Here is a 12,338-nt window from a genome sequence, read left to right as displayed (position 1 = left end):
TTACTATTTTATGGTAATTGGTCTGCTTATAAAAATGGGATGTCTAAAAAAATCTAACGTTCGAAAGAATTCGAACGCTAGACCACAAAAAACCACTTTTGCTTAAACAAACTTATAAAAAAACTTAAATATTTTTTATCTATAAAAGCCCATTGCAACGCCGCCGTCTACGTTTAAAGCGTTTCCTGTCGATTTGTTCAGGAAACCTCCAACAAACGCAAAACAAGCATTTGCGATATCATCCGGCAATATGATTTCATTCAATAACGTACGTTTTGCATAGTAAGCCGGTAATTCTTCTACCGTGATTCCGTATGCTTTTGCACGACCTTCTGCCCATCCTCCAGACCAAATGTTTGAATCTGAGATTACAGCATCAGGATTTACTGTGTTTACACGAATTTTATCTGCTCCTAATTCGGCAGCCATTAAACGTGTTAAATGCGCCTGAGCGGCTTTTGCAGAACCGTAACCCGGATTATTTGGACCGGCTACTACTGCATTTTTAGAAACAATGTTTACAATATCCCCTCCAAAACCTTGTTTGCGCATTACTTCGATTCCGGCTTTAGAAACAATAAATTGTCCTTTTACCAAAATATCATATAATCTGTCCCACTCTTCAAGAGTATGTTCTGCAATAGATTTTGAAATACTGATTCCTGCATTGTTCACAATAATATCAGCACCTCCAAAAGCTAAAGAAGCTTGGTCTAAAGCTAATTCTGTGCTTTTTTCATCCGTAACATTTAATAAAGTGCTTGAAACTGCATCTTTACCAAAAGCTTTAATAAATTCAGCTGTTGCGCCTTCTAAACGTTCTTCGTTGATATCGTTGATTACTACACAAGCACCTTCCTGAGCAAATTTCTTAGCGATAGCTTTTCCAATTCCGCCCGCAGAACCTGTAATTACAGCTACTCTTCCAGACAATGCTTTTGGTTTTGGCATACGCTGTAATTTAGCTTCTTCTAACAACCAATATTCGATATCGAATGCTTCCTGATGCGGTAATGAAGTATATTCTGAAACTGCTTCTGCGCCTTTCATTACATTTACTGCATTGATATAATATTCTGATGCCAAACGTGCCATCGTTTTATCTTTTGCAAAAGTGAACATTCCTACTCCAGGATATAAAATTACCACCGGATTTGGGTCACGCATTGCAGGAGAATTTGATTTCTTGCAGGCATTATAATAGTCTTTGTACATCGCACGGTAAGCCTCAAAAGCAGGAGCTAATTTTGCTTTTACCGCATCAACATCTGATAAATCTTCGTTTGGATCTAATGTTAAAACCAGCGGACTAATTTTTGTTCTTAAAAAGTGATCCGGACAAGATGTTCCTAATGGAGCTAATTTTGATAAATCATTAGAGTTAATGAATTCCAATACTCTTGCATCATCTGTATAATGTCCAATCATTTGACGCTCTGATGAACAGAAACCTCTTAAAATCGGGGCTACTTTTGCTGCTTTTAATTTGCGGTCTGCTTCTGGAAGGCTTTCGATTTTTTGACCTCCAAAAACCGGACGTTTTTTACCGTAGTTATTTTCTAAATATTCGGCACATTTCTCGATTACTTCCAGCGTATTGATATAACTTTCGTATGCAGTATCTCCCCAGGTAAAAAGACCGTGAGAACCTAACATGATCCCGCGTAGTTTTTTTCCTTTTTTAGCAGCTTCTTCTAAACAGCTTCTTAATTGAAGCCCTAAGTCAAAACCCGGACGCTGCCAGCCTACCCAGCCAATTTCTCCGTCAAATAATTCTTCGGTGATTTTTGCTCCGTCTTTTGCAGCAGCGATTGCAATTGCCGCATCAGGATGCAAGTGATCAATATGTTTGAATGGTAAAAAACCATGTAAAGGCGTATCGATAGATGGTGCTTTTGAAGCCAGATCGAAAATACAATGATTGAATAATTCTACCATTTCATCTTCAAACTCGATTCCTTTGTAAACATTTTCCAGATTACGTAATCTGTCTAAATACAATGCTGCACAGCCAGATTTTGTCAATGTACCAATATCTCCTCCAGAACCTTTAATCCACATAACTTCTGAACTTGCTCCTGTTAACGGATCATTGTCTGTAATTTTTACAGAAGTATTTCCTCCTCCATAGTTAGTCAATCTTAAATCGGCTCCTAAAAGGTTCGAACGATAAATGAAAAGCGCTACTTCATCTCCTGCTAATGCTGCTGCTTTAGCTTCATCCCAAAGATAGCTCACATGCTTAAAATTCATATTTTTTGTATTTGTATTTGACATTGTTATCATATATTTTTTCAAGTATTTACAAAGAATTCCCAATTCCGACTAAAATGATCGAAAGCATTATCAATCCGATTCCCCAGATAAAAGTCCTGAATGTTTTTTGCGAAACACCCTGCCACTCTTTCAAATAGAATCCCCAAAAATTTGCTGTTAAAATAATGGTTGCCATATGCAGAATCCATGAGCTTGCTCCGTTTCCTAATTTGCTTTCGCCCATTCCGTAAAAGAAAAACTGCAAAAACCACATTGTACCGGCAAGTGCTGAAAAAAGCACATTTTTTGTAATTGGAGTTGCTTTATTGGTATAATCTCCAATCGTTTTATTTTTAAAATTTAAATAGATACACCAGATAAAATTGGTGGTTAAACCTCCCCAAAGCAAAACAATATAGGTTACATTATTTTGAAACAATGGGTTACAGCCATTTATTACTGCCTGTTCTGCCATTGGTTTTCCGGCTTCGATTCCGTAGTTAAAAAAAGAACTTAAAATTCCAGAAATTACCGCAATTATTAAACCTTTTACAAGACTGAAATCTTTGTCTTTATCTTCGTGACCAACAGCAAAATCTTTTTCTTTTAGGATTCCGGCTTTTCCAGAAATTGCAATTCCTAAAAGACAGACTGCAACGCCTAGTAAAACCAATCGTCCGCCAGAACTTGCCAGCATTTCGCTAAACGAAATTTTACCTTCTGTTGGATATAAATCATAATATATAGAAGGAACCAAAGCTCCAAATGCAGAACAGAACCCTAAAATGATCGAATTTCCAAGTGACATTCCTAAATAACGAACGCCAAGACCGTATGTTAATCCGCCAATTCCCCAAATCAATCCCATTGAAAAAGTAAAGGTTTTGATGGCTGGTGACGCTGTTACAATAATTTCAGTAAAATTTGGAATCGTTAAATAGGCAGCAATTGGCGGTACAATTAACCAGGAAAAAAATCCGCCTACAAGCCAGTAGCTTTCCCAAGCCCAATCTTTAACTTTTTTAAAAGGCATATAAAAACTACCTGAAGAAAATCCTCCGATAGAATGAAAAATGATTCCTAATAATGATTCCATTTAATAATTTGTTTGTGGTTAATTGCGATAGTTAATTTCGTTTTGTAAAATAATATAATGTAAAAAAGAAAACTGTCCTGTACTATCCTTTATGATTCGTGTATTTTTTGTTAAAAGTGCGCATTAATTGCAAAGATCAATGCAATTGTATTGGAAAAATAAATTTAAAAACGCTACTTTAGCAATCGATTTCGTAATTATTATTTTCTCTAGTCGATATAACACCCTGAAAATAAAGAGTACTTTTATTTTATCGTTATTGTTTGTAAGGAAAGTAGTAAAATCAATATATGAAGCAGTTTTTAGGATTGTTTTTTATAAAATTATAATTAAAAAAAATTGTTTCATGCCCCAAAACCTGAAACAGATTGCAAAATAGCAGCATGATTAAATTAATTAAAATAGATGAAGATTCGAGGGTTCCAAAATACAAACAAATTGTTGACTCGATTTTGCAGAATATTGCTAACGGAAATTTAAAAATCAACCAAAAAATTCCTTCTATAAACAGTTTCAGTGAAGAGTTTTACATGTCGCGCGATACGGTTGAAAAAGCATACAATATTTTAAAGGAAAGAAAAATCATTTCTTCGATTAGAGGAAAAGGATATTATATTACCCGAACAAAACTGGAATCGAAAGTAAATATTTTGTTCTTGTTTAATAAACTGAGCGCTTATAAAATGAAAACCTACAGCTCGTTTATTGATACTCTTGGTGCGAATGCGCATACTGATCTTCATATTTACCATTGCGACGAAACGCTGTTTTTAAATTTACTGGATAAGTTTGAAGGGGCTTATGATTATTATGTTATTACAACGCATTTTAAAACAGATGAATTAAAACATTTGAGTTTTACGGATGAAGTTGCCAAAGCGATTCAGAGAATTCCGGAAGAGAAATTGGTTTTAATGGATAATATCAAACTTTCCCATGAAGGTGAAATCATTAAAATTTATCAGGATTTTGAAAATGACATTTACAATGCACTGAAAGAAGGTTTAACAAAAATCACCAAATACAAAAGATTAATTTTAGTTTATCCTGATAAAGCTGTTTATCCGTATCCGAGAAGAATTCTGCATGGTTTTAGAAAATTTTGTGTGGAACACGAAATTAACTTTGAGATTCTTAGTGAAGTATATGATGATATGATTCTTAAAAAAGGGGATTTATTTATTACTATTGAAGAATCTGATCTGGTGAATTTAATGAAACAAATTCGTGATGAGGAATATGTTTTAGGGAAAGATATCGGCGTAATCTCTTATAATGATACGCCTTTAAAAGAATTACTGGGCATAACCGTAATGTCTACCGATTTTAATATTATGGGAGAAACTGCTGCCAGAATGATTTTGAATAAAGAAAAAGGGCAGTTTAAAGTTCCTTTTAATTTTATTGATAGAAATTCTATTTAAGATGCTGAGATTCTGAGATGCTAAGATTCTAAGTTTTTTCTTTAGATTCTGAGATTCTAAGTTTTTTTTTGCCGAGGATTAAAACAAAAAAATCTGCAATAAGGTTTTTATTTCTCATTGCAGATGATTAGATAGTTTATTTGATGCTTTTATAAAGTTGCCATGTCGATTACGAATCTGTATTTTACATCGTTTTTCAGCATTCTTTCATAAGCTGTCGTAATGTCTTTGATGTCGATTAATTCGATGTCTGCAACAATATCATGTTCGGCGCAAAAGTTTAGCATTTCCTGAGTTTCTGCTATTCCTCCGCAGGCAGATCCTACAATACTTTTACGTCCGCCTAATAATGAAAAAGCGCCTAAAGCTCCATCCAGATGAATTCCTTCTACCGGAACGCCTACGCAAATATGAACTCCATCAATATTAAGTAAAGACAGGTAAAAATTAAAATCGTGGTCTGCTGCTACTGTATCTACAATAAAGTCGAAAGAACTCTTTACTTTTTCAACTTGCGCCGCATCTTTCGTTACCACAAAATGATGTGCACCCAATCTTTTTGCATCAACTTCTTTTTGTGGAGAAGTACTCAAAATAGTAACTTCAGCTCCCAGAGCAACTGCAAATTTTACAGCCATGTGTCCAAGACCTCCCAAACCAAGAACAGCAACTTTGTGTCCTTTACCTATTTTCCAGTGTTTTAATGGCGAATAAGTTGTGATTCCTGCGCATAATAAAGGCGCTGTTGCTGCTAAGTCTAGTGTTTCCGGGATGTGAACCGTAAAGTTTTCATGGGTTACAATAGAGTTAGAATAGCCTCCATATGTTGGTTTGCCGTCTCCAAATTTGTCAAGACCGTTATAAGTAGGAACAACACCTTCACTGCAATATTGTTCCAATCCGTCTTTACAATGGCCGCATTCTCCGCATGAATTAACCATTGTACCAATTCCGGCAAGATCGCCTATTTTGAATCCTTTAACGTGATCTCCCACTTTTGTGATACGTCCTACTATTTCGTGGCCAGGAACCATTGGGAAAATTCCCGGAAACCATTCATTGTTAATTTGTGCAAGATCTGAGTGGCAGACTCCACAATATAAAATTTCGATTTGTACGTCATGCGCTCCAACTTCCCTTCTCTCGAAATTCCATGGAGCCAGCGTTTCATTTGCACTTTGTGCCGCATATCCTTTTACTGCAATCATTGTTTATAGGTTTAGTGTTATAATCGTTGCAAAGTTATTGGCAGCACCTATCATCAAAGATGTGTTTATCAAATAGAAAGCTGAAAAAATCAAATATATCAAACAGCAAACGTTTCTTTGATTTTTACAGCTTTCTATTTGATATTACCAATTTACTTGTATTCGATTTTATACCTTTGTACTATATTTACATAAAGCAATTTTAAGGCTATAAGTAGCTGTTAAAAAAGCAATTAGAATAATTTTGGAATTAAATGAAGGAAATTGATTTACATAAGGATCTCAAAAATGACAGCAGGGTTTTTATGCCCGGATTGTTTGATAAAGACATCAAAAATTTTAATGTGCTTTACATAAAACACAATACAGATGATAAATTCAATTGCAAGCCTTTCAACAGAAAATCTCTCTATAAAATAAGTTTATTAAAAGGCAGAACAAAGCTGTATTATGCCGATAAAACAATGGAGTCTGATTGTGCTTTATTATTCACTAATCCTAATATTCCTTATTCCTGGGAACATATCGATTCTGAGCAGTCTTCTTATTTTTGCATTTTTACCGATGAGTTTTTTGATCAGTTTGTAAATATCAAAGATTATCCGGTTTACAAGCCTGGCAATGTTCCGCTTTTTCATTTAAATGAAGAGCAATATGTTCAGTTTGAAAATATCTTCAAACAGATGCTGCACGAAATTACTTTGGAATTCAGCTATAAATATGATTCACTTCGAGCCATGCTGCTTCAGCTTATTCTTACGGCACTAAAATTGGAACCGGCCGCCTACCAGCGATATAATGACTCAAATGGTTCCCAAAGAATAAGTTCTATTTTTATGGAACTCCTGGAAAGACAATTTCCTATCGAATCACATATGCAGCGAATGGAATTTCGTTACCCAACTGAATTTGCACATCAATTATCCATACATGTCAATCACCTCAATCACGCTTTAAAGCAGGTAACAGGAAAAACAACAACACAACTTATAGCCGAAAGGATTATGCAGGAAGCGAGAAGCCTCCTACAGCATACGGATTGGAATATCTCTGAGATTGCGTGGTGTCTGGGTTTTGATGATCTTCCTCATTTTATTAATTTTTTCAAAAGAAGTCAGCAATTAACTCCAAAAACCTATCGCAGGGAAAGCAATATTTGATTTTTTCAGCTTAAACCACATTTCTTTTTAATAGTTTTGAGGTATGAAAATCAGATTTCCAGATCTTATTTTGCATCCAAAACAAAAACTTCTATTTCATCATCAATGATACAAAACTACCTTACGGCTATTCTCTGCTTATTTTTATCGCTTAAAACATTTGGTCAGACCACAAATCAAGATGCCAGTAAACGGGTTTTAAATGCTCCTGAAAGTGTCTATAAAAAATTTCGCGATGCCGGAATGAATCCTGTAAATCACGAATTGACTGAAAATGAAAGAGCAAAGGTTGAAAAAGCATTCTCTTTTTTACCGCCTCTGCATCAGAAAATCTTAAAAACAAATTTGCATAGTATCAGTTTTATGGATAATATGCCTAATACTGCTCTTACATCCACTCTTGAAAATCAAGATGGTGTAAAAATGTTCAATATTACTTTTCGGGCTGGTATACTCAACGAAACAATTTCTCAATGGGCTACTGCAAAAGAGCTTATTTGCTATGATCGTTCAACAAATCCCGATTATGAAGTCCGTATCGAAGCCGGCGAAATGGATGCATTTCTTTATGTCCTGCTTCACGAAGCTACGCATGTTGTTGACGCTGTCCTTAAACTAACGCCGCATCCTCTTGAGAAAGATACTCTAATGGAACCAACGGTTTTTACGGAATCTATTTGGTACAAAATGAATATTCCTGTGGAAAAGTTTATCGATCCTTTACTTGAAAAAACTCGTTTTAGAGGCGGAAGTCCGTTACCTGTAGAAATGGCTCCCGAAGTATACGCAAAGCTGCAAAAAACGCCCTTCCCTTCTTTATACGCAATGGCAAGCTGGTTTGAAGATATTGCCGAACTGGAAACAATTTATCATCTAACGCAAAAAATGAATCAGCCGTTTTATATCACAGTTAAAAAAAATAATGCCGAAATATTTCACTTCGAACCTCTAAAAAATGACCTGGTAAAAAACCGATTAAAACAACTTACTGTTTTTTACGAAGTATAACCGAATAAAAAGCATACCAATCCCAACCTTTTTACAATTTATTATATCATTATAATAAAAGTAAGTCTATGAAAAATATACTTTATGTATTGCTGATTCTGTCTTGTATCCTTTTTAATTCCTGCAAAGCAAAATTAAAATATTACGCTTTTTCAGATACGCCTTATTCTATATTTATGAAAAGTACTAAAAGCGGTGTAATGGTTACTTCTACCAAACAAGTTCTTATTCCGCCAAACTATGAGGCAATAGATCGGTATTTGGTTGGTGAAACTTACCCGCCAACATCAAAGCAGATTTTTTATATTGGATATTCTCCGCTAGATACCATTACATGGACTTCCAAAAGTTTTCTATTTAATGTAAATGGCAAGTTGATATATACCTTTAATGAAGGTGAAAGTATAAAATCACTTTTTCACTATAATAAACAGCTTTACCTTATAACTAAAAAACAATTTTTAGGTGAACCAACAATTCCCGAGCAGACCAATCTTATAAAATTTGATGACAAATTACTTCGTTTAGATGATAATAAAGCGAGTGAAATTTGTAGTTATCCTGTAATAACACATCTTGATAAAAATATGATTTATCTTAATAGCGACAATCAATTTGGATATTTCGATCTCAATACAGATAAAAAGATTCTATTAAAATTGTACAAAGATTTTCAAAGCTATTTATATGTAAAAAAGAAAAATGAAATTTGGGCTCAGAAAAGCAATTCAGAAACCGGAAAACCCAATCCATATTATGATACCGTTATTGACAGTACATTAAACGTAAAACCTAATACTGCCAAAAATGTGCTAATGGCTTATGACAAATATTATTTTTCGCAAACTGAAAAAGGGATTCAAATTGTTGATTTTGATGGAACAGTTTCGCCATTTGCTTATCCTTTTCTTGAGCCTGTAAAACATAGAGTAGCACATTATGCCAATATTCACCCAGCTCATGATTACATTGTAGACAAACTTTTTGCCTTTTCACCTCAAAAAAAAGGAGATATAATAGGTATTATAGATCAAAGCGGAAAGATTATCCTGCCTGCCGAATTTAATCTAATAGCCATGCAGACAATACATTATTATTATCAGCCAAGTGAGGAGCTACGAAATTTTTTCAAGGAAAATAAATTATTAAACTTTTACTATTTTACGGTTAAAAACGAAGATACCCATGATGTATATGCTTTGTACAATCAAGAAGGTCAGGAAATCATAAAATTAAAAGAAGACAAAAAAGATCGTTGGACGTATCAGTTTGATTTAATGGAACAAAATCGACTGCAAATTAAGTTTCAATGCAGTAATAAAACTAAAATATATGATTTAAAAACCAAAGAATTAATTGCTGTTGGGCCAAGGCAATGGTAAGTTTTTTTTAGAGGTAATAAGGTGCTAAAATTCTGAGATACCAAGGTTTTTAAAACCTATATTAAAGCAAAAAAAACCTCGTCGGTTGACGAGGTTTTAGTTGTATTATTTTTTTGATTCTTCGATAGAAACTTTTCTGAACTCTTTTAAAAGTTTTTCGATTTCTAAAGTAGCTTTACGTGCTCTTGGTCCTGCAGCTTTGATACCTTTTTCAGTTAAAGATTCAGCTTCTGCTTTGAATGTGTCAATTTCGGCGTTGATTTTTACTAATAGATCTTTCATGCTTATAATTATTAAATTAAGGCGCAAAAATAGAAGTTTGATTGATAGTTACAACATATTTGCTGTTAAAATTATCATTGTTTTTTGTACTTTAAATTAACCTAAAATTTACGAATCACATTTTGCTAAATCATCTTTCCGCAACAAACTATTAATCAGACAATTATTATCAAAACAAAATTTAAGAACTTATTTAGACATGTTTTAAAATAGGTTTATAAAAAAATAAAATGGTTTTAAAGTATAAGATTTTCGCTTAAATTTTTATTTCGCCACTGAGAATGTGTGGAATTTTTCCCCAATTGATTGTCTATTTAAAGGCAGAACTTCAAAATACAAGTCAAATATTATGATTTTGTTATTATATATCTTAAATGACGTTAATATCAAACTTATTTTATACTTATCTTAATTTTAGCCGAAAGCTGCTTTGCTAAATTGGTTACATAATTGGTGAAGTAAACAGAATCCTTAAAGTTTCCATCTGCACTTAATTCCCATCCCGCTATTGGATAATAACTAATTTCCTCGTTGTTTTTTGTTTTCAGTTTTATTAAATAAGAATCTGTCTGCTGTCCTGTTTTTGGTGCTTCCATATATCCTTTGTAAACATTTTTGGGAATAATAACAGCAGTTCCTAAAATCCATTGACGTTCATAGGTCAATTTATCATGTTGTATAAAACACACAAAATCTCCAGCTTCAATTACCTGCAGCGGGTTTTGGTTGTTAAGATTAGAAAGCGTTACGAGCAGCATTTCGTTTCCTTTTAAACCATTCAGCGAAACTGTATTTTTATAACCATACATTCCCGGCCAGATTGAAGTGGTTTCCTGTGCCTGATATTTATTTCCCGAAGCTTCCCAATTTTGATACGTATAACTTAAAACCGAATTTACCGGACCTTCACTAACGATTTTAAAAGTTGTTTTTTCAATATTATTTAAAGTGTCCGCTGCAAGTATTCCCAGTCTGTTGATTTTATTATCATTAGTCAATAAAGCAAATCCTCCTAAACCAGCCGAATTTCCAACAGGAAAAATATCTCTTCCCCAGTCATACATTACATGATAATTGTCTTCAACAGCACCTTTGCTGTTAATTCCAACATCTTCCGGCGTTATTCCGGGCAATTTTTTCCCAAAGACATCTTTTGAGTTTCTTCCATCCAGATAATGTCTGAACCCTACTTTATCATTCTCCCAGGTTGGTCCATCTGTTTGGTATTTTTGATAACCTAATTTTTTATGAACCTGGTCTGCCATTAAAACTTCCTGCGTATCTGGATGAACAGGAAGGTTCTTTCCTTCTCTTTTTCCAAATCGAACGCTTGTTTTTATTGGATATTTAGGATCTTTCTGCGACCAATTCAGCACTATTGTTTTTTCTTCATTTGGAGAAAAATCGGTTACAAAAAAAAGTTCATCCCATTTTCCATCACCGTTTAAGTCATTAACCTGTGCGGGAATTGTATCATTCTTAAAAAGCAATACCGGATAACTTCCTAAATCTTTATTTAGTGTAAGCTGATTTCTTTTTACAGCAATCGCTTTTTGAAATAATTCGATATCAGAATTGTTTTTTAAAACAATTCTATTTTCTTTAGAAAGTTTTTGCTGCGCCTGACAAGACGCAAAAATTAGTGTAGAGAATGCAATCGAAGTGCAAAGATTGATTGTACTTTTCATTTTTTTTTATTTTAAACCCATTCAGGCATTTGAAATTAATTTATCTGATTCCTTTTTTAAGGTTTTCTAAAGTTTTATCATCTAAAACTTTAATTTGATTTACTACTATTTGTGCAATCGTTTTGGCACCTAATAAAGAAAGATGCGTATCATCTGCTTTATCTTTATCATAATAGGCATTTTCACCTGCTTTGAAATGCAAATGCAGTTCTTTTGATTTTTCTGGCCCGTAAGATTGTTCTAAAACTTCGGTATAATATTCTAAATCAATAAAAGGGACTTTATATTCCTGCGCCGTTAAACGGGTTTCTAAAGGATAATCTCCGTGTGTAGGAACTAATACTCTTTTTTCATTAAAGTTACGTCTCGCAATTGAAGTTAACAAAATAGGGATTGCTCCTTTTTCCCTGCTTTCTTTTACAAAACGAATTAAGTTATATCTATACGCAGTATGCGGGTTAGTGTAACGGGCAGAATCTTCTATTTTTTCATCGTTATGTCCAAATTGTATAAAGACATAATCGCCTTTCTTTAGTTTTTTATAAATGGAATCCCAGCGTTTTTCGTTAATAAAACTTTTTGTGCTTCGGCCATTTACAGCTTTGTTAACCACAACGATATCGTCTTTAAAAAAAGGCTGTAAAACTTGTGCCCAGCCATGCTCTGGATTACGCTCCGGATCTTTTTTGTTTGCCATTGTCGAATCGCCAATACAATACACTGCTGTTTTTTGTGCGAAACAAGCTGATGTGATTAGTAATAAGATTAAGATGTATTTCATTTTAGATTTTAGATTTTAGATTTTAGATTTTAGATTTTAGATTTTAGATTTTA

Annotated in this window: 10 protein-coding genes; 4 read left to right on the top strand and 6 right to left on the bottom strand. The window is 33.8% G+C overall.

All coding sequences use genetic code 11. From position 1 onward, the window contains the following. Positions 1 to 135 precede the first annotated feature (135 nt). Both ACODSB_RS22205 and rhaT read right to left on the bottom strand, forming a co-directional pair. Positions 136 to 2,277: a bifunctional aldolase/short-chain dehydrogenase gene (locus tag ACODSB_RS22205; protein WP_488938628.1), complete on the bottom strand. Its 2,142-nt coding sequence runs from the start codon at positions 2,275 to 2,277 to the stop codon at positions 136 to 138. 25 nt (positions 2,278 to 2,302) lie between these two features. Next, the gene (gene rhaT, locus ACODSB_RS22200; RefSeq protein ID WP_180856702.1) at positions 2,303 to 3,352 is read right to left on the bottom strand and encodes an L-rhamnose/proton symporter RhaT; all 1,050 of its coding nucleotides are present in this window, start codon (positions 3,350 to 3,352) and stop codon (positions 2,303 to 2,305) included. Positions 3,353 to 3,735: 383 nt separating this feature from the next. On the opposite strand from rhaT, the gene ACODSB_RS22195 reads away from it, so the two are divergent. After that, positions 3,736 to 4,776, top strand: coding sequence for a GntR family transcriptional regulator (locus tag ACODSB_RS22195; protein ID WP_053471981.1), 1,041 nt, complete (start codon positions 3,736 to 3,738; stop codon positions 4,774 to 4,776). A gap of 149 nt (positions 4,777 to 4,925) precedes the next feature. On the opposite strand, the gene ACODSB_RS22190 is transcribed toward ACODSB_RS22195, so the two are convergent. After that, a complete protein-coding gene (locus ACODSB_RS22190) occupies positions 4,926 to 5,984 on the bottom strand; it encodes an NAD(P)-dependent alcohol dehydrogenase (protein ID WP_488938627.1) in 1,059 nt (352 codons plus the stop codon). Between the two features lie 254 nt (positions 5,985 to 6,238). Between ACODSB_RS22190 and ACODSB_RS22185 the strand changes: the two genes are divergently transcribed. From ACODSB_RS22185 to ACODSB_RS22175, 3 genes are all read left to right on the top strand, one after another. Next, entirely contained in the window at positions 6,239 to 7,144 is a 906-nt protein-coding gene (locus ACODSB_RS22185; protein ID WP_488938626.1) for a helix-turn-helix domain-containing protein, read from the top strand. A gap of 105 nt (positions 7,145 to 7,249) precedes the next feature. After that, positions 7,250 to 8,152 (top strand): hypothetical protein, encoded by a 903-nt coding sequence (locus ACODSB_RS22180; RefSeq protein WP_488938625.1) that lies wholly within the window; start codon positions 7,250 to 7,252, stop codon positions 8,150 to 8,152. Between the two features lie 68 nt (positions 8,153 to 8,220). Beyond that, positions 8,221 to 9,534: a hypothetical protein gene (locus tag ACODSB_RS22175; RefSeq protein ID WP_488938624.1), complete on the top strand. Its 1,314-nt coding sequence runs from the start codon at positions 8,221 to 8,223 to the stop codon at positions 9,532 to 9,534. A gap of 105 nt (positions 9,535 to 9,639) precedes the next feature. On the opposite strand, the gene ACODSB_RS22170 is transcribed toward ACODSB_RS22175, so the two are convergent. The 3 genes from ACODSB_RS22170 to ACODSB_RS22160 all read right to left on the bottom strand — a co-directional run bounded on the left by ACODSB_RS22170 (position 9,640) and on the right by ACODSB_RS22160 (position 12,285). Next, a complete protein-coding gene (locus ACODSB_RS22170; protein WP_026729959.1) occupies positions 9,640 to 9,816 on the bottom strand; it encodes a histone H1 in 177 nt (58 codons plus the stop codon). A 392-nt stretch (positions 9,817 to 10,208) separates the two neighbouring features. Continuing rightward, positions 10,209 to 11,504 carry a DUF4861 domain-containing protein gene (locus ACODSB_RS22165; protein ID WP_488938623.1) on the bottom strand — a complete coding sequence of 432 codons (1,296 nt, stop codon included), beginning with the start codon at positions 11,502 to 11,504 and terminating at the stop codon, positions 10,209 to 10,211. A gap of 40 nt (positions 11,505 to 11,544) precedes the next feature. Next, positions 11,545 to 12,285 carry a rhamnogalacturonan acetylesterase gene (locus ACODSB_RS22160; RefSeq protein WP_488938622.1) on the bottom strand — a complete coding sequence of 247 codons (741 nt, stop codon included), beginning with the start codon at positions 12,283 to 12,285 and terminating at the stop codon, positions 11,545 to 11,547. Positions 12,286 to 12,338: the final 53 nt, after the last annotated feature.

This window comes from Flavobacterium sp. FG68 (assembly GCF_057808895.1).
This window is presented reverse-complemented; position numbering and strand designations above follow the sequence as displayed.

Coding starts and splice junctions, on each gene's coding strand:
- ACODSB_RS22205 (WP_488938628.1), bottom strand. CDS start 2,277: ATGTCAAATACAAATACAAAAAATATGAATTTTAAGCATGTGAGCTAT.
- ACODSB_RS22185 (WP_488938626.1), top strand. CDS start 6,239: ATGAAGGAAATTGATTTACATAAGGATCTCAAAAATGACAGCAGGGTT.
- ACODSB_RS22180 (WP_488938625.1), top strand. CDS start 7,250: ATGATACAAAACTACCTTACGGCTATTCTCTGCTTATTTTTATCGCTT.
- ACODSB_RS22170 (WP_026729959.1), bottom strand. CDS start 9,816: ATGAAAGATCTATTAGTAAAAATCAACGCCGAAATTGACACATTCAAA.
- rhaT (WP_180856702.1), bottom strand. CDS start 3,352: ATGGAATCATTATTAGGAATCATTTTTCATTCTATCGGAGGATTTTCT.
- ACODSB_RS22190 (WP_488938627.1), bottom strand. CDS start 5,984: ATGATTGCAGTAAAAGGATATGCGGCACAAAGTGCAAATGAAACGCTG.
- ACODSB_RS22165 (WP_488938623.1), bottom strand. CDS start 11,504: ATGAAAAGTACAATCAATCTTTGCACTTCGATTGCATTCTCTACACTA.
- ACODSB_RS22175 (WP_488938624.1), top strand. CDS start 8,221: ATGAAAAATATACTTTATGTATTGCTGATTCTGTCTTGTATCCTTTTT.
- ACODSB_RS22195 (WP_053471981.1), top strand. CDS start 3,736: ATGATTAAATTAATTAAAATAGATGAAGATTCGAGGGTTCCAAAATAC.
- ACODSB_RS22160 (WP_488938622.1), bottom strand. CDS start 12,285: ATGAAATACATCTTAATCTTATTACTAATCACATCAGCTTGTTTCGCA.